Origin of the sequence: Oceanimonas pelagia (assembly GCF_030849025.1) — a bacterium.
Classification (GTDB): Bacteria; Pseudomonadota; Gammaproteobacteria; order Enterobacterales; family Aeromonadaceae; genus Oceanimonas; species Oceanimonas pelagia.
The window spans coordinates 417,486-436,936 of sequence record NZ_CP118224.1; the positions used below are offsets into that span (position 1 = coordinate 417,486).

General features: G+C 62.3%; 21 protein-coding genes. 16 read left to right on the plus strand and 5 right to left on the minus strand.

Going from position 1 to position 19,451, the window contains the following annotated elements; genetic code table 11:
- Positions 1 to 59: 59 nt before the first annotated feature.
- Both PU634_RS01955 and zur read right to left on the minus strand, forming a co-directional pair.
- Positions 60 to 266, minus strand: a complete 207-nt coding sequence (locus PU634_RS01955; protein ID WP_306762399.1) for a hypothetical protein — start codon at positions 264 to 266, stop codon at positions 60 to 62.
- Between the two features lie 38 nt (positions 267 to 304).
- Positions 305 to 754 (minus strand): zinc uptake transcriptional repressor Zur, encoded by a 450-nt coding sequence (gene zur / locus PU634_RS01960; RefSeq protein WP_306762400.1) that lies wholly within the window; start codon positions 752 to 754, stop codon positions 305 to 307.
- Between the two features lie 132 nt (positions 755 to 886).
- On the opposite strand from zur, the gene dusA reads away from it, so the two are divergent.
- From dusA to oxyR, 4 genes are all read left to right on the plus strand, one after another.
- A complete protein-coding gene (gene dusA / locus PU634_RS01965; RefSeq protein ID WP_306762401.1) occupies positions 887 to 1,876 on the plus strand; it encodes a tRNA dihydrouridine(20/20a) synthase DusA in 990 nt (329 codons plus the stop codon).
- 30 nt (positions 1,877 to 1,906) lie between these two features.
- Entirely contained in the window at positions 1,907 to 2,143 is a 237-nt protein-coding gene (locus PU634_RS01970) for an HP1242/YdcH family protein (protein WP_306762402.1), read from the plus strand.
- A gap of 149 nt (positions 2,144 to 2,292) precedes the next feature.
- A complete protein-coding gene (locus tag PU634_RS01975) occupies positions 2,293 to 3,018 on the plus strand; it encodes a glutathione peroxidase (protein WP_306762403.1) in 726 nt (241 codons plus the stop codon).
- Between the two features lie 65 nt (positions 3,019 to 3,083).
- Positions 3,084 to 3,980: a DNA-binding transcriptional regulator OxyR gene (gene oxyR, locus PU634_RS01980; protein WP_306763641.1), complete on the plus strand. Its 897-nt coding sequence runs from the start codon at positions 3,084 to 3,086 to the stop codon at positions 3,978 to 3,980.
- A 44-nt stretch (positions 3,981 to 4,024) separates the two neighbouring features.
- On the opposite strand, the gene PU634_RS01985 is transcribed toward oxyR, so the two are convergent.
- On the minus strand, positions 4,025 to 6,409 hold the full coding sequence (locus tag PU634_RS01985) for a penicillin-binding protein 1A (RefSeq protein WP_306762404.1): 2,385 nt from the start codon (positions 6,407 to 6,409) through the stop codon (positions 4,025 to 4,027).
- A 165-nt stretch (positions 6,410 to 6,574) separates the two neighbouring features.
- Here PU634_RS01985 and pilM point away from each other — a divergent pair, with 165 nt between their 5' ends.
- From pilM to PU634_RS02030, 9 genes are all read left to right on the plus strand, one after another.
- Complete coding sequence (pilM, locus tag PU634_RS01990) at positions 6,575 to 7,633, plus strand: type IV pilus assembly protein PilM (protein WP_306762405.1); 1,059 nt, start codon at positions 6,575 to 6,577, stop codon at positions 7,631 to 7,633.
- Entirely contained in the window at positions 7,621 to 8,175 is a 555-nt protein-coding gene (locus PU634_RS01995) for a PilN domain-containing protein (RefSeq protein ID WP_306762406.1), read from the plus strand. Before pilM ends, PU634_RS01995 begins: the two co-directional genes overlap by 13 nt.
- Complete coding sequence (locus tag PU634_RS02000; protein ID WP_306762407.1) at positions 8,172 to 8,756, plus strand: type IV pilus inner membrane component PilO; 585 nt, start codon at positions 8,172 to 8,174, stop codon at positions 8,754 to 8,756. The genes PU634_RS01995 and PU634_RS02000 overlap by 4 nt, the downstream gene beginning before the upstream one ends.
- Entirely contained in the window at positions 8,753 to 9,274 is a 522-nt protein-coding gene (locus PU634_RS02005; RefSeq protein ID WP_306762408.1) for a pilus assembly protein PilP, read from the plus strand. Before PU634_RS02000 ends, PU634_RS02005 begins: the two co-directional genes overlap by 4 nt.
- 39 nt (positions 9,275 to 9,313) lie before the next feature.
- Positions 9,314 to 11,296 carry a type IV pilus secretin PilQ gene (locus tag PU634_RS02010; RefSeq protein ID WP_306762409.1) on the plus strand — a complete coding sequence of 661 codons (1,983 nt, stop codon included), beginning with the start codon at positions 9,314 to 9,316 and terminating at the stop codon, positions 11,294 to 11,296.
- A gap of 156 nt (positions 11,297 to 11,452) precedes the next feature.
- A complete protein-coding gene (aroK, locus tag PU634_RS02015) occupies positions 11,453 to 11,971 on the plus strand; it encodes a shikimate kinase AroK (protein ID WP_306762410.1) in 519 nt (172 codons plus the stop codon).
- 15 nt (positions 11,972 to 11,986) lie between these two features.
- Positions 11,987 to 13,054 carry a 3-dehydroquinate synthase gene (gene aroB / locus PU634_RS02020; RefSeq protein ID WP_306762411.1) on the plus strand — a complete coding sequence of 356 codons (1,068 nt, stop codon included), beginning with the start codon at positions 11,987 to 11,989 and terminating at the stop codon, positions 13,052 to 13,054.
- A gap of 12 nt (positions 13,055 to 13,066) precedes the next feature.
- Positions 13,067 to 14,413, plus strand: a complete 1,347-nt coding sequence (locus PU634_RS02025) for an SPOR domain-containing protein (RefSeq protein WP_306762412.1) — start codon at positions 13,067 to 13,069, stop codon at positions 14,411 to 14,413.
- Between the two features lie 62 nt (positions 14,414 to 14,475).
- Positions 14,476 to 15,303: a Dam family site-specific DNA-(adenine-N6)-methyltransferase gene (locus PU634_RS02030; protein WP_306763642.1), complete on the plus strand. Its 828-nt coding sequence runs from the start codon at positions 14,476 to 14,478 to the stop codon at positions 15,301 to 15,303.
- A 65-nt stretch (positions 15,304 to 15,368) separates the two neighbouring features.
- Here the strand turns inward: PU634_RS02030 and PU634_RS02035 are convergent.
- Together PU634_RS02035 and PU634_RS02040 are read right to left on the minus strand one after the other, a co-directional pair.
- Positions 15,369 to 16,546 (minus strand): IS3 family transposase gene (locus tag PU634_RS02035; RefSeq protein WP_306760800.1). Its coding sequence is split into 2 segments (ribosomal slippage): positions 15,369 to 16,255 and positions 16,255 to 16,546, totalling 1,179 coding nucleotides; the frame shifts between segments, so codons are not numbered across the junction.
- A 58-nt stretch (positions 16,547 to 16,604) separates the two neighbouring features.
- A complete protein-coding gene (locus PU634_RS02040; RefSeq protein WP_306762413.1) occupies positions 16,605 to 16,790 on the minus strand; it encodes a DUF2970 domain-containing protein in 186 nt (61 codons plus the stop codon).
- 220 nt (positions 16,791 to 17,010) lie between these two features.
- Here PU634_RS02040 and rpe point away from each other — a divergent pair, with 220 nt between their 5' ends.
- Genes rpe through trpS form a run of 3 tightly spaced genes read left to right on the plus strand, consistent with a single transcriptional unit; the run spans position 17,011 to position 19,377 of the window.
- Positions 17,011 to 17,685 (plus strand): ribulose-phosphate 3-epimerase, encoded by a 675-nt coding sequence (gene rpe, locus PU634_RS02045; RefSeq protein ID WP_306762414.1) that lies wholly within the window; start codon positions 17,011 to 17,013, stop codon positions 17,683 to 17,685.
- Positions 17,678 to 18,346 carry a phosphoglycolate phosphatase gene (locus PU634_RS02050; RefSeq protein WP_306762415.1) on the plus strand — a complete coding sequence of 223 codons (669 nt, stop codon included), beginning with the start codon at positions 17,678 to 17,680 and terminating at the stop codon, positions 18,344 to 18,346. The genes rpe and PU634_RS02050 overlap by 8 nt, the downstream gene beginning before the upstream one ends.
- Positions 18,347 to 18,369: 23 nt before the next feature.
- Positions 18,370 to 19,377, plus strand: a complete 1,008-nt coding sequence (gene trpS / locus PU634_RS02055) for a tryptophan--tRNA ligase (RefSeq protein ID WP_306762416.1) — start codon at positions 18,370 to 18,372, stop codon at positions 19,375 to 19,377.
- Positions 19,378 to 19,451: the final 74 nt, after the last annotated feature.

Consider the following 19,451-nt stretch of genomic DNA (forward strand, 5'->3'; position numbering starts at 1 on the left):
CCTGGGCAGGACTCCGTGGGGAATGCCGGCATGACGGTGCCGGCCGGCGCCTCTTGCGGTCACTTTTCCCACTGAAGGCGTTGTTCGAATTCCCGTTCGGCCGGGTTCCATTTGAGGTAATACCAGGGCTTGTCGGTTTGCCAGACCGGAAAACTCAGCTCGATCTCGTTGTCTTCATAGCGGTACAGCGAGGTACTGAGGTTGACTTCGCTGGCCAGAAAAAAGGCGACCAGCAGTAACAGCAGCAGCTTGATCAGTGCGCCCATCGTTGCGTCCTTGTTGGGATGGCTGTGCCATAAGCATATCAGCTGCCGGCCATTTCGCTCTGGCAACGGCGACACTGGCCGTGCGCCTCGATGGACTGGCTGGTGATGGCAAAGCCATGCAGCTCGGCCTGATGTTCAAAGGCGTGATTGATGGCCTTGTCGTGCAGCTCGATGACCTCGCCGCACCGAGTGCAGATCAGCAGTTGCATGGGGTGGTGCTCGGCGAAGTGGTCGCAGAACAGAAAGGCATTGAGCGACTCCACCTTGTGCACAAAGCCCTGGGCCAGCAAGAAGTCCAGCGCCCGGTAAACCGTGGGCGGTTTGGCGCTCGGCTCCAGCTCCTTGAGCTGATCCAGCAACTCGTAGGCACTGACTGCTCCCTTGTGTCCCGCCATCAGGGTAAACACATGGCGGCGGGTGGGCGTAAAGCGCACGCCGCGCTGCTCGCACAGTTGCTCGGCACGTTTAAGTTGTTGTGGTATGGACATAAATCTGGCTCATCGCTAGGGCTTCTGAGCGCATTCTACCACAGCCGCCGGCCCCTTCTCGTGTTCGGGGTTGGGTCTGTGAGCCGCCTTGGGTATAATGCGCGCCCCGTTGTTCAAAAAGTCATCATTCCCATGAGTCAATTCCCCAGCGCCCGCTTTTCCGTTGCCCCCATGCTCGACTGGACCGATCGCCATTGCCGCTACTTCCACCGGCTGATGAGCCGTCATGCCCAGCTCTATACCGAGATGGTGACCACCGGCGCCATTATTCACGGCAAGGGTGACTACCTGGCCTATAACGACGAAGAGCACCCGCTGGTGCTGCAGCTGGGGGGCAACGATCCCGAAGCGCTGGCGCACTGCGCCCGGCTTGCCGAGCAACGCGGCTATGACGAGATCAACCTGAACGTGGGTTGTCCCTCGGATCGGGTGCAGAATGGCCTGTTTGGCGCCTGCCTGATGGCCGAGCCGCAAAAGGTGGCCGACGGCGTGGCGGCGATGAAGGCGGCGGTGTCCATTCCGGTAACGGTGAAAACCCGCATCGGCATTGACGAGCAGGACAGCTACGAGTTCCTGTGCACGCTGGTGGACAGGGTGGCCGAGGCCGGCGTGGATGCGCTGATCGTGCACGCCCGCAAGGCCTGGCTGCAGGGGCTGAGCCCCAAGGAAAACCGCGAGATTCCGCCGCTGGACTATGAGCGGGTGTACCGGCTCAAGCGCGATTACCCCGGGCTGACCATCGCCATTAACGGTGGCATCAAGACCCTGGAAGACGCCAGGGCGCATCTTGAGCATCTGGACGGGGTCATGCTGGGCCGGGAGGTGTACCAGAACCCGTATTTGCTGGCCCGGGTGGATGCCGAGCTGTTTGGGGACGGGGGGCCGGTGCCCAGCCGGCATCAGGTGATCCGCAACCTGCTGCCCTATATCGAGCGGGAGCTGAGCCAGGGTACCTATCTGGGTAACATCACCCGCCACACCCTGGGGATTTTTCAGGGCATGCCGGGGGCCCGGGCCTGGCGGCGGCATCTCAGCGAAAACGCCCACAAACGCGGTGCCGGTCCCGAGGTGGTGGAAGCGGCCATGGCCCGGGTGCCGGAAGAGTGTGTCGTCTATAGTTAAATCATCCCCTGTTGCCGAGGAGGTTGATCCATGACACACACGCTTGCCGAAGAATTTCCCGAGCATGCCGAGCACATAACCGCGCTCAAGCTTAACGACGAGGAGTTTGCCCGCCTGGCCCGGGAATATCACAAGGTGAACCACGAGATTGAAGGCCTGGAGGCCTGTAACCTGCCGATCTCCGACGCCGAGTTTGAAAGCCTGAAGCTGAGACGACTGGCGTTAAAGGAGCAGATTTATAACGGGTGGTTCAACGGCCGGGGCTGACGCAGATGATGAAAAGGGCAATGGCGGCACCATTGCTCTTTTTTGATTGATGAAAACTATCAATTTTAGTCATTTAAACGATTTAATCTTTGTTTATGGTGATAGCATACTGAGTCCGGTTTCAAACAAGTATCACAAGGACTCACCCCATGATAAATAAAACCGGCCAGCGCGTACCTCAGGTCACCTTTCGCACCCGCCAGCAGGATCAGTGGATCGACATCACCAGCGACGAACTGTTCAGCGGCAAAACCGTGGTGGTGTTTTCACTGCCCGGCGCCTTTACCCCCACCTGCTCTTCCACACATCTGCCCCGCTACAACGAGCTGGCGCCGGTGCTGTTTGAAAATGGCGTGGACGACATCATCTGCATGAGTGTGAACGACACCTTTGTGATGAACGCCTGGCTGGCGGATCAGGAAGCCGAGCATATTCGCGTGATCCCCGACGGCAACGGTGAGTTCACCGAGGGCATGGGCATGCTGGTGGACAAACGCGAGCTGGGCTTTGGCCGCCGCTCCTGGCGCTACTCCATGCTGGTGAAGGACGGCGTGATTGCACAGATGTTTATCGAGCCCGAAAAGCCCGGTGACCCCTTTGAAGTGTCCGATGCCGACACCATGCTGGCGCATATCAATCCGCATGCGGTTAAGCCCTCGGCCATCACCCTGTTTACCAAGCCGGGCTGCCCCTACTGCGCCCGTGCCAAGCAGATGTTGCTGGAGCGCAACATGCGCTACGAGGAGGTGATCATCGGCCAGGATGCCACCAGCATCAGCCTGAAGGCGGTCTCCGGCCGGTCTAGCGTGCCCCAGGTGTTTATCGACGGGCGCCATATCGGCGGCAGCGACGAGCTGGCCGCCCACCTGGGCTGATCCTTTCCATTTTCACCAAAATCGGGGATCATGCCGTTAACGGAATGAATAACCATGGTGAACAGGTGAATTTACGGGATCTTGAATATCTGGTGGCGCTCGCCGAAGAGCGTCACTTTCGCAAGGCGGCGGAGAAATGCTTCGTCAGTCAGCCCACTCTCAGCGGCCAGTTGCGCAAGCTCGAAGACGAGCTGGGGGTGCTGCTGATGGAGCGTACCTCCCGCAAGGTGCTGTTTACGCCGGCAGGAGACGCCATTACCGCGCAGGCCCGCCGAGTGCTGGCCGCCACCAAGGAGCTGCGCGACATCGCCCGCACCTTTACCGAACCCATGTCGGGGGAGCTGCACATCGGGCTGATCCCCACCGTTGGCCCCTACCTGCTGCCCCATATCATACCCGCGCTCAAGCAGCACTTTCCCGAGCTGCACATCTTTTTGTATGAAGCCCAGACCCAGGTGCTGCTCAAGCAGCTGGCGGACGGTGAGCTGGACTGCCTGATCCTGGCGCAGCTCGATAATATGGATAACTTTGGCGCTCTGCCGCTTTACGAGGAGGCCATGCTGCTGGCGGTGCCGGCGGGGCATGAGTGGGCCGGGCGTGAGCAAATACGGCTCGACGAGCTCAAGGGCGAAAAGCTGCTGATGCTGGAAGACGGCCATTGCCTGCGGGACCAGGCCATGGGCTTCTGTTTTGCCGCCGGCATCGGGGAGGACAGCCACTTCAAGGCCACCAGCCTGGAAACCCTGCGCAACATGGTGGCCGCCGGCTCGGGGCTTACCCTGCTGCCTCAGCTGGCGGTGGGCGAGCACAATGGCGACACCGGGGTACACTATGTGAAGGTGACCGACCCCCGGCCCAGCCGGACCATTGCCCTGCTGCACCGGGCCCATTCGGTGCGCCGGCCCTGCTTTAACGAAATGGCCCGGGTGATCAGCACCCTGCTGACGGCTCGGCTGTCATAAAAAAGGCGCTGCACGCAGCGCCTTTTGTTTGTCGTGTGTCCCGTTTAAAACAGCTCGTCGGTGACGCTGGTGCCGCCAAACTGCTGGTGGCTGTCGGGCTGGCTGTAGCGGCGAGGCTCGCTGCCCTTTACAAAGTACTCGGTGCGGCCCTTGCCGTTGTTGCTCAGCAGGCCGGTGCCGGTGTCTATGGTGGCGGTCACCAGCTCGGCGGGCACGGGGCGGTCACGTTCGGGAAAGTGCGACAACGCCACCTTCATGTAATCGGCCCAGATCGGCAGCGCCGTGCTGCCGCCAAACTCGCCGCCGGCCACCTGATCCCGGCCCAGGTTGGGATGATAGGCGGTGCGGCCCAGCGGCCGGCCAAAGTCGTCAAAGCCCACCCAGGCGGTGGCCACCCGATCCGGGGTAAAGCCCGAAAACCAGGCATCCCGGGAGTCGTTGGTGGTGCCGGTCTTGCCGGCGATGTCGCTGCGGCCCAGGGCGCGGCCGGCGCGCCAGCCGGTGCCGTTCCAGCGGCGCTCTCCACTGACCCCGCCCTGAATGGCCGAGGTCAGCGCCGAGCTGATAAGAAAGGCGTTTTCCTCGCTGACAATGCGCCGCTGCTCGGGCGCGGCCCGGTACAGTACCACGCCCTGGGTGTCTTCAATGCGCTCCACCACAAAGGGAGTGACCTTGTAGCCGCCATTGGCAAAGGCGGCATAGCCGGTGGCCATTTGCAGCGGCGTGGCCGACGGCGAGCCCAGCGCCAGGCTCTCGGTGGCGGGAATGCGGCTGGTATCGAAGCCGAAGTCGTTCAGCCGTTGCATGGCGTTGGCAATGCCGCTGTCGCGCAGCAGGCGAATGGATACCACGTTCTTGGAGCGGGCCAGGGCCTCGCGAACCCTAATGGGGCCATCATACACATTGGGGGAGTTGCGTGGCTTCCAGGCATTGCCGCTGCCCACGTCCCAGTGGTTGATGGGGGCATCGTTCACCAGGCTGGCCAGGGTAAAACCCTGATCCAGGGCGGTGGAGTAGATAAAGGGCTTGATGTTGGAGCCCATCTGCCGTTCGGCCTGCTCCACCCGGTTGAACTTGTTGAGGGTGAAGTTGAACCCGCCCACCAGGGCGGTTACGGCGCCGGTGGTGGGCTCCAGCGCCACCAGGGCGCCGTTGATGTCGGGCAGCTGGCCCAGCATCCAGCCTTCACCGAGAGGGCGGACCCAGACTTGTTCTCCCGCCTTGAGGATCTCGCCGGCCCGGGAAGGCGCCTTGCCCTGGCGGTTGTCGGCAATATAGGCGCGCGCCCACTTGAGCCCATCCCAATCCAGCCGGGCGGTCCCCTTGTCCTTGATCACCACGGTAGCACTGCGCTCACCCACCTGGGTGACCACCGCCGGCTGTAAGGGCCAGTAGCTGGGCTGTTCGTCCAGGTGCTGTTCAATCTGCTCCTGGCTCCAGGGGGGGGAGTCCCGCCACAGGGTGGCCTCGGCGCCGCGGTAGCCGTGGCGCAGATCGTAGGCCAGCAGGCCGTTCACCAGCGCCTGGTTGGCGGCCTGCTGCTCGTCGGCGTGCACCGTGGTGTAAATGTTCAGGCCGCGGGTGTAGGCCTCGTCCCCGAACATGGACACCGCGAACTGATGGGCCATCTCCGCCAGGTAGGGGGCGTTGAGGGTGATTTCGGCACCGTGATAGCGGGTGCGCACCGGCGCCGCTATGGCCTCGTTATACTGGGCCTGGCTGATCTTGCCGGTGTCCAGCATGCGGCCCAGTACCACCGCGCGGCGTTCCTCGGCCCGGCGCGGGTTGCTGATGGGGTTGAGGGTGGACGGGGCCTTGGGCAGCCCGGCAATCATCGCCATTTCCGCCAGGGTCAGATCGGCCAGCTCCTTGCCGTAATATACCTGAGCGGCCGCGCCCACGCCGTGGGCGCGGTGCCCCAGGGGAATTTTATTGAGGTACAGTTCAAGGATCTCGTCCTTGCTCAGTTGACTTTCAATGTGCAAAGCCAGAACAATCTCCTTGACCTTGCGCACTATGGTTTTTTCCCGGCTGAGGAAAAAGTTGCGGGCCACCTGCTGGGTAATGGTGCTGGCGCCCTGACGCTTTTCTCCCGTGGTCAGCCACACCAGAGCGGCACGGGCGATGCCCACGGGGTCGATGCCCGGGTGTTCGTAAAAGCGGGCATCCTCGGTGGCAAGGAAGGCGTCGATCAACTGAGGCGGCATTCGGTCGATGGTCACCGGCGTGCGGCGTTGCTCACCATACTGGGAGATCAGTTCGCCGTCCTGGCTGTAGATGCGCATGGGGGTTTCCAGACGCACGTCTTTGAGGGTGGAAACATCCGGCAGATCGGCACTGATTTGCTGGTACAGTACAAAAAGTGCAACCATGCCGGAAAGGCCAAGGAAAAAGGCCAGGGCAAGCAGGCGAACGAGCCATTTGAGCATGTAATAAAACCCGGTAAATCATTTTTTAACCAATTGGCCGGCAAGTATATCCTGTGACCGGCGTCGTGTTCGAGCGCTTTTGGTTTTATTTTACTAAATGTATATAAGTACAAATGAGTCTGTGTAAGCTTACAGACGCCAGCAAAAACAACTACATGGACGCTTATGTTTAGCCTGACCGGAAAACGGGACGTGCAGTGGATGGTGGGGGTGGACTTTGGTACCGGCAGCCTGAAGGCGGTGGTGCTCAAGGGGCAGAGGGAACGCCTGCAACTGGCCGCCATGGCCAGCGTGCCCACGCCCGCCAACAGCATTATCGATCACCAGCTGCAGGACATTGAAGCCGTGGGTGAGGCCCTGAAGCAGCTGCGGCGCCAGCTTGGCAGCCGCATCGACAGGGTGGCCACGGCGGTCACCGGCAGCAGTGTGACCAGCAAAATCATTGCCTTGCCCCGAGGCCTGAATGACGACGATCTGGAAAACCAGGTGATGCTGGAGGCCGGCCAGCATATCCCCTTTCCGCTGGAGGAAATCAGCCTCGACTATGAGCGCCTGGGGCCCAGTCCGTCCCGTCCCGACCGGGAAGACATTCTGCTCAGTGCCGCCCGCACCGACAGCATTTCCACGCGTCTGGCGGCCTTGCAGCTGGCGGGCTGGGAGGCCGGGGTGGTAGACATAGGGGTGCACGCCATCGCCCGTGCCGCCCAGGCCCTGCTGCAGGCTGAACAGGCCGACGCCGGCCCGCTGGCACTGGCGGATATTGGCGCCGAATGCCTGACCTTTGGCGTGATGGAGCGGGGAGAGGTCATTCACAGCCGGCTGCAGAACTTTGGCGGCGCTCATTTTACCCGGGAGCTGAGCCAGCTGTCGGGCATGCCCGACAGCCAGGCCGAAACCGCCAAGCTGGCGCACACCCTGCCCGGGCCCCTGCTGGAAGAGGCAAAACAGCGCCATATTACCGCCATTCTTCAGCATCTTCGCCGCAACCTGCAGATCTTCCAGAGCAGCTCCGGCAGCCAGCCGCCCCAGGCGCTGTTTCTGAGCGGCGGCGGCAGCCAGCTGGATCAGCTGGCGCCGGTGCTGGAACAGGAGCTGGCCATGCCGGTGTTTGTGCCCCGCTTTGAACGGTTACTGGGTGGGGACGAGCGGCAGTATGCCGGTGCTGCGGCCTACACCACCGCCCTGGGGCTGGCACTGAGGAGCTTTTCATCATGTCCAGTATAAATCTGCTGCCCTGGCGGGAAGGGCTCAAAATCAGGCAGAAAAAACGGTTTCTGCTGCTGCTGGCGGCGGCGGTGGCGGTCACCGCCATGGTCATGTTGCTCATCAACCTGCGCATCGGACAGCTGGTGGCTCACCAGCAGGAGCGCAATCACTTTCTGCAGGTGGAAACCGTCAAGCTGGATCAGGTGCTGGGGGAGATCAGCGCCATTCGCCAGCAGCGGGAGCAATTGCTGGAGCGCATGCGGCTAATCGATCAGTTACAGCACAGACGAGCCTTTTCGGTGCGGCTGTTCAACCAGATGCCGGGACTGGTGCCGCCCGGGGTGTACCTGAGCTCGCTCAACGTGGCCCGGGAGCGCATTGAGCTGGTGGGCAAAACCGAAGCCTATCCCCGCGTGGCCTCCATGTTGCGCAGCATGGAAGCCAGCCGCTGGCTGACCGAACCCCGGCTGGGCTCGATTTATGCCTCCGACAGCCAGCCCATTGCCCTCAGCCAGTTTTCCATGAGCGTGAAGGTGGTTTCAGAAGGAGGTCAGCCATGAACTGGCAGGAGCTGAACGAACTGGATTTTGACAACATTGGCCAGTGGCCCAGGCCCGCCAAGGTGGGCACCCTGGTCATACTGTGCATGCTGCTGGCCGGGCTCATGGGGCAGTTTCTGATCCGTGACAGCCTGGCAGAGCTGGAGCAGGCAAGGGCCCAGGAGACGGCGCTCAAGCGCACCTTTGAGACCAAGGCCCATCAGGCGGCGGCGCTGCCGGCCTATGAACAGCAGATGAAGGTGCTGCAGGCGCGGCTGGAAAACGAGCTGCGCAAGCTGCCCAACCAGCTGGAGATTGCCGGTTTGCTCGATGACATCAGCTTTATCGCCACCGATAACGGCCTGCGCATCGAGCGCATCAACTGGGAAGCGGAGCAGCCGGGCGAGTTCTCTACCGAGCTGCCCATGCGCATCATCGTCAGCGGCGACTACCACCAGCTGGGCCGGTTTGTGGCCGATGTGGCGGCGCTGCCGCGCATTGTGATCCTCGACAGTTTCAGCCTTGGCAACAAGGACGGCGACCAGCTCGCCATGAGCATGCTGGCCAAAACCTACAAATACAATGAGCAGGGGGCGCGATGAAAGCACGCCTGACCCTGCTGCTGATACTGGTGGGTTTGACCGCCTGCACCGAGGAAGAGGATCTGCGCCGTTACGTGGCCGAGGTACGTTCCCGGCCGGCGGCGGCGCCCGAGCCCATGCCCGAGCTCAATGAATACGTGCCCGAGGCCTATGTACCGGTGAGTGAGCGCAGCCCCTTTGTGTCGCCCCGGCCGGAGAGCGCCGCCAGCCGCCGGCAGACGCCCAAGGACTGTGAGCAACCCGACATCGGGCGACCCAGGCAGCCGCTGGAGCGCTATTCCCTCAACAACCTGGCCATGCGCGGGACCCTGCAGAATGCCGCCGGCATGCGGGCGCTGGTGGTGTCGCAGGACGGAACGACCCACCTGGTGGCACCGGGAGACCGGTTGGGGCTGGACCATGGCGAGGTCACCGCCATCAGCGCGACGGGGCTCACCCTGAGGGAATACGTGTCCGATGGCCGGGGTTGCTGGACTCAGCGGGAAACTACGCTGGCGCTGACCGGCGAACCACAATGAATCAACACGAATCACAATTTTTTGCAGGGAGTGCGCATCATGGGAACAACCACCGCCGTGCGGTTGAGTGTCTGTCTGGTCACCATGCTGGCCTGGCTGACCGCCTGGCCGGCCCTGGCCGTGAGTCTGGAACAGTTTCGGGTTAACCCGCTGACCGGCGATCAACTGGTGCTGGAAATGGAGTTTGACGGGCCACCCACGGTGACCGAGCAACTGAGCCAGGACCCGCCGACCCTGGTGCTGAACCTGCCCGGGGCCAGCTCGGCGCTGCTGGAAAACCGCATTCCCATTGAGCGCCAGGGCATTTCCACCATCGACATTCGGCGTGCCGGTGCGGCGCTGGAGGTGGTGATCCCCATGGCGCGCTGGCAGCCCTATCGGGTACACCGGCAAGGCAACACCCTGCGGCTGGAGCTGGGAGCGGGGGTGAGCCCCCCTTCAGGGGCGGGCACCCCGTTGCCGCCGGGCACCATCAACGGCATTGCCGGCATCGATTTCCGCCGGGGGAGCGAAGGGCAGGCCAGCGTGGTGATCGCCCTGGACCGAGCCACGGCGGCGGTGGATTTGCAAAAGCGGGGCCGGCGGCTGGAGGCCAGCTTCCACAATACCCATATTCCCGACTCGCTGCTGCAAACCTACGATGTCACCGACTTTGCCACCCTGGCCCAGCGCATACAGACGCGCCGGGAGCGTGGCAGCGTGGTGATTACGGTGGAGGCGGGCAGCGATTTTACCTATCAGTATGAGCAGCGGGGGCGCGAGTTTGTGATCGAGCTGGCCCGGCCGGCAGCGGCCACCACCGCCGGCGGGGCCGGCAAGCGCTACGGCGGCAAGCCCATCTCCATGAACTTTCAGGACATTCCGGTACGCACCGCGCTGCAGCTGATCGCCGATTTCAACAATTTCAACCTGGTCACCACCGACTCGGTGCAGGGCAACCTGACCCTGCGGCTGGATGGGGTCCCCTGGGAGCAGGCGCTGGACACCATTTTGCAGGTGCGTGGCCTCGACAAGCGGCTGGACGGCAATATTCTGCTGGTGGCGCCGGCGGCGGAGCTGGCGCAACAGGAGCAGCAGCAGCTGGAGAACCGCCAGGCCAAGGAAGTGCTGGCACCGCTTGAAACCGAGTTTTTGCAGGTCAACTATGCCAAGGCCACCGATGTGGTGGCCCTGCTCACCAACGAAAGCACCCGGCTGCTTTCCGAGCGGGGCGCCATTGCGGTGGATGACCGAACCAACATGCTGGTGATCAAGGACACCCGGGAAAACATCGAGAGCATTCGGCGCATGCTGAAACTGCTGGATATTCCCATCAAGCAGGTGGTGATCGAGGCGCGCATGGTCACCATCAACGAGGGGCTGGAGGAAGATCTGGGTATCAACTGGGAGTACCGCAATGACACCCAGGGGGGGCATAACCGCACCGTGGGGGATCTGAATATCAACCTGCCCATTACCAGTGAGGGCGGCTCCATTGGCCTGCAGATCGCCAAGCTGTCGGACGGCACCATTCTTGACCTTGAGCTGGCGGCGCTGGAGCGGGAAAACCGGGCCGAGATCATCGCCAGCCCCCGGGTGACCACTTCCAGCCAGAAACCGGCCCTGATCCAGCAGGGGGTTCAGATCCCCTACAGCACCGTCAGCGAGCAGGGCACCAATGTCGAGTTTGCCGATGCCTTTCTCAGTCTCAAGGTGACCCCCCAGATCACCCCCGATAACCGGGTGGTACTGGATCTGATGGTGACTCAGGACAGTGTGGGAGAATTTGTGCCCCAGTCCGACGGCTCCATTGTGCCCTCGATCAACGCCCAGTCGGTGACCACCCAGGTGCTGGTCAGTGATGGCGAAACCCTGGTGCTGGGAGGCATTTATCAGCAGGACATTACCCGCAATGTGTCCAAGGTGCCGCTGCTGGGAGACATTCCGGTGGTGGGGCGGCTGTTCAAGAGCACCTCCGACACCAACCGCAAACGGGAATTGATTATCTTCGTCACCCCCCGTATCGTGCACGACAGCATCTAGACATTGGCCTCTGCAACCGGGCCGGCGGCGTGCGCCTTGCCAGCCGCCGGCTCAGTTGCGATAATCCGGCGTCCAGTTTCAGAAAATCAAGGTTAGGTTCATCGTCGACCCCGCGGTGTTCGTGGGGCGCATTTGTTTGTGAGAATTTCGTGCAACATGGCTGAGAAACGCAATATCTTCCTAGTGGGACCTATGGGTGCGGGCAAGAGCACCATTGGTAAATACCTGGCACAGCAACTTCATATGGAGTTCTACGACTCCGATCACGAGATCGAGCGCCGCACCGGTGCCGATATCAGCTGGGTGTTTGATGTCGAAGGCGAAGAGGGCTTCCGCCAACGCGAAGAAAAAGTCATCAACGAGCTGAGCGAATTGCAGGGCATCGTGCTGGCCACCGGCGGGGGCTCCATCAAGAGCCGTGAAAGCCGTAACCGGCTGTCGGCCCGGGGCATAGTGGTGTACCTAGAAACCACGGTGGAAAAACAGCTGGCGCGGGTGCAGAAAGACAAGCGTCGTCCGCTGCTGCAAACCGAAGAAGCGCCGCGGGACGTGCTGGAGCGTCTGGCCGAAGAGCGCAACGAGCTCTACCGTGAAGTCGCCGACTACATAGTGCGTACCGATGAGCAGAGCGCCAAGCTGGTGGCCAACCAGATCGTTGAACTGATCGGCCTGTAAGCCGGGAGAAGCTCCATGGAAAGGTTAACCGTCAATCTGGGGGAGCGCAGCTATCCCATACTGATCGCCGACGGCCTGATGGCCGACGGTGCCCTGCTGAAGGGCGCCGTCAAGGGTAAAAAGGTGCTGGTGATCACCAATGAGGTGGTAGCCCCCCTGTATCTTGACCGGCTGCTGGCGGCGCTGGCGCCCCTGCAGGCCGACAGCCTGGTGTTGCCCGACGGCGAGCAGTTCAAGACCCTGGACACCTTCAATCTGGTGATGGGCAAGCTGCTGGAAAGCGGTCACGGCCGCGACACCACCCTGGTGGCACTGGGCGGTGGGGTCATCGGCGATCTCACCGGGTTTGCCGCCGCCTGTTACCAGCGCGGCGTGCCCTTTGTGCAGGTGCCCACCACCCTGCTGGCCCAGGTCGACTCCTCGGTCGGCGGCAAAACGGCGGTCAACCATCCGCTCGGCAAGAACATGATTGGTGCCTTTTATCAGCCCGAGATGGTGCTGATCGACACCGCCTGCCTGGGCACCCTGCCTGAACGGGAATTTGCCGCCGGCATGGCCGAGGTGATCAAGTACGGTATCATCTGGGACGCCGACTTCTTTGCCTGGCTGGAAACCAACCTGCCGCGGCTGCAGCAGCTCGATAGCGAGGCCCTGTCTTATGCCATTCGCCGCTGCTGCGAAATCAAGGCCGAGATGGTGGCCTGCGACGAGCGCGAGCACGGGGTGCGTGCCTTGCTCAACCTGGGTCATACCTTTGGTCACGCCATCGAGGCGGAAATGGGCTACGGTAACTGGCTGCACGGCGAGGCCGTGGCTGCCGGCACCATGCAGGCCTGCCATACCGCCCGGCTGCGCGGCGACATGAGTGACGCCGAGCTGGCACGGGTCGAGGCGCTGCTGGTCCGGGCCCACCTGCCGGTGACCGGTCCTGCCGGCATGACCCTGGACCAGTATCTGCCGCACATGCTGCGCGATAAAAAGGTGCTGGCCGGCAAGTTGCGGCTGGTGCTGCCCGAGGGGATTGGCCGCGCGCGGGTGGTGGACGACGTCTCTCGGGACCAGCTGGCGCAAGTGCTGGATTAAGGATCGCGGAACGTGACGGCCGAGGCCCTGCCCACCCTGTCCTCCCAGCAGCAGTTACTGGAGCGGCTGCTGCACCTGTTCCGGCTCGACCAGGAGCTGGTACTGCTGAGTGGCCCCAAGGGCGCGGGCAAAAGCACCCTGGCCGGCCTGCTGGCCCGGCACAGCGAACTGCTGACCCCGGTGGTGCTTGATGCCCGCCTGCTCACCAGTCAGGCTGCCTTTCGCGAGGCCCTGCTGGCGCAATGGTTTGCCGGGGCGGTGTTTGATCCCGATGATTCTCTGCTTGAAACCATGTCCCGGCTGCTGCCGGCGGCGCCGGGCCGGCGCCTGCTGGTGGTGGACAATGGCCAGTGGCTGACCGATCCCCAGTTGCTGGAGCTGGCCGAGCTGTGCCTGGGGCTGCCGGCGGAGCAGCGGCCCTTTATGGCACTGCTGGGGCTGCCGTCCTGGGCTGGCGGAGTGCGCGGCCTGCTGCGCAGCTACCCGGCGTTGCCGGTGGTGGAGCTTGAAGTTCCCGAGCTGAGCGAGGAAGATAAGTGGCAACTGTGCCTTTATTCCGGGGTGGAGCCGACCGCAGCGCTGCTGGAACGGCTGCATTACCCGGGCGATCTGGCGACCACGGTGGAGTCGAGCATGAGAACCCCGCAATACCGGCAATGGCTTGAAAACAAATCGATCAAGATCCTGCTCACCGGGCTGATCCTGCTGGGGCTGGTGGCACTGGTCGCGCTGCTGCTGGGCAGGCAGGAGTCCAGGCCCGAGGTGGCGCAGCCGTTCCAGGCCGACTCCCTGCCCGAGGCCCCGGCCCAGCCCCTGACCCTGGCGGTGCCCGCGGAGCCGGCAACACAGGAGCCTGCTACCGAGCCAGGCTCCGACCGGCTGGTGAGCGACTGGCCGGTGGAGCCCCTGCCCGATGAACCCCGGGTGAATACTCAGGTGGCGGAGTCTCCCGACGACAGCAGCAAGGAGCGGGTGATCATCGAAGATGAGGTGGTCAGCCGGTTGTTGCGTCGTGACGGCGATGCCCGGCCCGCGCCTGCCGCCGAGGGGCAGCCCCGGCCGGCGCCGACGGCTGCGCCGGTAGCGCTGAAACAGCAACCGGCGGGGCACTATACCCTGCAACTGATGGCCAGCCGGGACCAGAATGCCCTGAACCAACTGGTGTCCCGTCACCGGCTTTCTCCCGCCTGGGTCTATTCCCGCACCCTTAACGGCCAGCCCTGGTATGTGCTGGTGCATGGTGATTTTGCCACCGCCGAGCAGGCGCGACGGGCCATTGGCGCGCTGCCCGCCGAGCTGCGTGCCGCCAAGCCCTGGCCCAAACCCTTTGGCCAGGTGCAAAAAGAAGCCGGCCCGTAGCCATGAGCGCGGCATGGGGTTACAATGCGCGCCCCTCACACGGTTCGGCAACAATGGCAACAATGACGAAAACCCGCGCCTTTCTGAAATGGGCCGGTGGCAAATATGGGCTGGTGGACAACATCAACCGCCGCCTGCCCGCAGGGCGCACCCTGGTCGAGCCCTTTGTGGGGGCCGGCTCGGTGTTTCTGAATTCGAATTTCGATGCCTATGTGCTGGCGGACATCAACGCCGATCTGATCAACCTCTACCAGTTGCTGAAAACCCGCCCCGATGCCTTTGTGCGTGAGGCGGCGGGGCTGTTCACCGCGGCCAATAACGAAAAGACCGTGTATTACGGTCTGCGCGCCGAGTTCAATCAGGAAACGGAGTCGTTCCGCCGGGCCCTGCTGTTTTTGTATCTGAATCGTCACGGCTACAATGGCCTGTGTCGCTACAATCGCAAGGGTGGCTTCAACGTGCCCTTTGGCGCCTACAAAAAGCCTTATTTTCCCGAAAAAGAGCTGTGGTTTTTCGCCGAAAAGGCGCAAAAGGCGACCTTTGTCTGCCAGGGGTACGATCAGGTGTTTGCCAGCGCCGAGCCGGATCAGGTGTTCTACTGTGATCCGCCCTATGCCCCCCTGTCGAGTACCGCCAGCTTTACCACCTATGCCGCCAACGGCTTTACCCTGGATGACCAGGCCATACTGGCGCGGCTGGCCCGGGAAACCGCCGCGCGGGGCGTGCCGGTGCTGATCAGCAATCACGATATTCCTCTTACCCGGGAGCTGTACCGGGACGCCAGCCTCGACGTGGTGGCGGTCAAGCGCACCATCAGCCGTCACGGCCACAATCGCCAGAAGGTGAACGAGCTGCTGGCGCTGTTCGCTCCGAAGGCCGGTGAGGAGTGAGGGGAGAAGAGTGAACAGACTATCACCTCACCCCTGGAGTGCCCCCGATAAAGTAGACACTTAAGTTAAGCGGCAGCTGCGTAGGCATCGGGAGTCATCCCTCCCAGCGCCATGTGGCGCCGCACTTTCGGGTAATACTCGTCTGTATAATACCGGACTTCATCTGCCATTTCGTCTCTTCCGAGCACGCCCAGAGGGCGAGTCCACTCCTTCTTGAGTAGCGCGAAGAAGCTTTCCGAACAGGCGTTATCCCAGCAGTTACCTCGGCGTGACATGCTGATGGTGATTCCCCGTGTATTCAGCCATCTCATCACCTCTCCGTTGCGATACTGACTCCCTTGGTCCGAGTGGAACAACAGCTGTTTCCCATCTGGCCGCTGATGTTGCCATGCCTGCTCAAGGGCCTCCAGCACCAGTTGGGCGCTATTGATGGCACCCATGGCTCGGCCCACCACGCGGCGTGTGCCCAGGTCTAGGACTGCTGCGATGTAGAGCCAGCCTTCACTGCACCGGATTTGGGTGATATCTGATACCCAAACTCGGTTCGCTGAACCCACCGAGAACTGGCGATTCAACAGATTCGGTAACACAGGCAAGGACGATGTTGGCTTTTGATATCCTGCTTTAGGAGCCGTGCATGAACGATAACCAGCGTCTCTCAGCAAGCGCTGAACCTGGTTCTTGCCGCAGCAGAACCCGGCATCCCGTGCTTCCAGCCACAGCTTGCGATAACCCGGCACATTCTTCAGTTGCCTGGCTCGCTCGAGCAGGAAGGTGTTCAGCGTCCGTCGCTCGATGGCACGCGCCCCCGGAGAGTGTTGACGTGTTCGCCAGCGATAATATCCCGCTCGTGACACGTCGAGTACTTCACACATTATCGAGACCCGCCAGCGTTGACTTCGGTGGGCCTCGATAAAGGCAAACCTTACTTGCCGTGCTTGGCGAAGTACTCTTGCGCCTTTTTTAGGATTTCGTTCTCCAGCTCTTTCCGCTCAAGCTGCTTCTTCAGCCGAGCTACCTCGCGCTCCAGCTCCTGCAGGCTTTTTTCTGGTCCGGTGTTTTCAACGGCTTTGTCGGATGATTTCTTGGTCATGCTCCACTCTCTACGCCAGCGACTCAATTGGTTAGGATGGATCCCAAGTCTGCCAGCAAGCTGAGCTTGTGTCTCTGTGGTGGAGAGCGAGGCCTCGACGGCCTCACGTTTGAATGCATCGCTAAAGCGACGGTGGGGTTTGTATTTCATAACACCTTCTCATCTAATGAAGGTGTCTACTTTTCTCGGGCCAGTCCACCCTCACGTTTTACCCCTCACCGCCGAGCACCAGCCTCACGATGCCCAGCAGCGCCAGCACAAACAGCAGGATCAGTATCGCCCCCAGGATCACATAGGGCCAGGGGCTGCCGCTGAACTGGGCCCGGCGGTTGCGCTCCGACTGCACCCCGAACATCGCCGCCAGCACCGCCTGCAGTCTGTGTTTCCAGTTCATGGGCTTTCCTCTCCACAAGATTCGCCTTGCCGGCCTTCGAGCCGGCATCTTCCTTCAGGGAGTGCCGTGCATCCTGCTGCAGATTCCGGCTCAAGGCCGGAATGACTCGGCAGGAGCCCTTTTCATCCCGCATTCGTTCATGCCAAGCATAGACGGACGCTAGAGAATCCCCGGTGGCTGGGGTAGAATCGGTGCGTTTTTTGCGCTCAAGGTAACTCCGATGAAAGACTTTCTGATTGCTCCGTCCATTCTCTCCGCCGATTTTGCCCGCCTGGGGGAAGACGTGGCGAACGTGCTGGCAGCCGGTGCCGATGTGGTGCACTTCGATGTGATGGACAACCACTATGTGCCCAATCTGACCATTGGCCCCATGGTGTGCAAGGCCCTGCGTGACTACGGCATTACCGCACCCATCGACGTGCACCTGATGGTCAAGCCGGTCGACAGTCTGGTCCCCGATTTCGCCAAGGCCGGCGCGTCCATCATCACCTTTCATCCGGAAGCCTCCGAGCATATCGATCGCACCCTTGGGCTGATCCGCGAGCAGGGCTGCCAGGCCGGTCTGGTGTTCAACCCGGCCACGCCGCTCAGCTATCTCGACTATGTGATGGACAAGGTGGACGTCATTTTGCTGATGTCGGTCAACCCGGGCTTTGGCGGCCAGTCCTTTATCGCCGGCACCCTCGACAAGCTGCGTGAAGCCCGCCGCCGCATCAATGAAAGCGGTCGCAATATTCGCCTGGAAATCGACGGCGGTGTCAAGCCCGACAACATTCGCGACATCGCCGAAGCCGGCGCCGACATGTTTGTGGCCGGCTCCGCCATTTTCGGCAAACCCGACTACAAGGCGGTGATCGATGAAATGCGCCGGGAGCTGGCCGCCGCCCATGGCTGACTTTGAGCTCATCCAGTTTGATCTCGACGGCACTCTGATCGACAGCGTGCCCCAGCTGGCCTGCGCCATCAACGAGATGCTGGCCAGCCTGGGGTACGCCGCCCAGCCGGTGAGCGCGGTGCGCCACTGGGTGGGCAACGGCGCCGACATGCTGGTGCAGCGGGCATTGACCGCCGCCGCGGGGCAGGCCCCCGAGGCCGGGCAGCACCGGCGTGCCCGCGCTCTCTTTGACGAGGCCTACGCCGGCCATGCCGACGGTGCCCTGGTGTTTTACCCCGGCGTGCTCGACACCCTTGAGCGGTTGCGCGCGGCGGGCAAACGCCTGGCCCTGGTCACCAACAAGCCCTACCGCTTCGTGCCCGGCATTCTGGCAGCGGCGGGGCTCGCCGACCATTTTGAGCTGGCTCTGGGCGGCGACAGCCTGGCCGAGAAAAAGCCCAGTCCGGCGCCGCTGCTGCATGTGTGCGAACGGCTGGATGTCAGCCCGGCCCGCAGCCTGATGGTGGGGGACTCGGAAAACGACGTGCTGGCGGCGAAGGCGGCGGGCATGGCGGTGGCGGCGCTCACCTACGGCTATAACTACGGCCGGCCCATTGCCGACAGCCGGCCCGACTGGGTGCTGGACGAGTTCGCCGGCCTCGCCGGGCTGCTCAAGCTTTAATCCAATACATCACAAGGAACAACATGGCTAAACCCATCGTACTCAGCGGTGCCCAGCCCTCGGGCCAGCTGACCATAGGCAACTACATGGGCGCGCTGCGCCAGTGGGTGAAAATGCAGCAGGACTACGACTGCCTGTATTGCATCGTGGACATGCACGCCATTACCGTGCGCCAGGAGCCGCAGGCCCTGCGCGCCGCCTGCCTGGACGCCGCCGCCCTCTATCTGGCCATTGGCCTGGATCCGGAGCAGAGCACCATTTTTATTCAGTCTCACGTGCCCGAGCACGCCGAGCTGGCCTGGGTGCTCAACTGCTACACCCAGTTCGGCGAACTGTCGCGCATGACCCAGTTCAAGGACAAGTCCAGCCGCTATGCCGAAAACATCAACGCCGGCCTGTTTACCTATCCGGCGCTGATGGCCGCCGACATTCTGTTGTATCAGGCCAATCAGGTGCCGGTGGGCAACGATCAGAAGCAGCACCTGGAGCTGACCCGGGACATCGCCTATCGCTTCAACCAGCTGTACGGTGACGTGTTCACCGTGCCCGAGCCCTTTATTCCCGAAGACGGCGCCCGCATCATGAGCCTGCAGGATCCCACCAGGAAGATGTCGAAGTCGGATGACAACGCCAACAACTTCATCGGTCTGCTGGAAGATCCCAAGGCGATCACCAAGAAGCTGAAGCGGGCCGTGACCGACTCCGAGGATCCGCCCGTGGTGCGTTTCGACACCGCGGAAAAGCCCGGCGTGTCCAACCTGCTGACCCTGATGGCCGGTGCCAGCGGCCGTTCCATTGCCGAGCTGGAGCAGCATTTTGAAGGCAAGATGTACGGCCACCTCAAGACCGAAACCGCCGAGGCGGTGCTGGCCATGCTTGCGCCCATTCAGCAGCGTTTTCACGAATTGCGGGAAGACGAAACCGAGCTGCGTCGCGTGCTGACGCTGGGCGCCGACAAGGCCCGGGCCAAGGCGGTGCAGACCCTCGACAGAGTGTATGATGTGATCGGCTTTGTGCCGCGGGTTCGCTGAACCCATTCTGCCCGGGTTCCCGCGTTGTTCGGGCGCGGGAACCATTTTTAAGCTTTTACCATCTAACTTTCAGG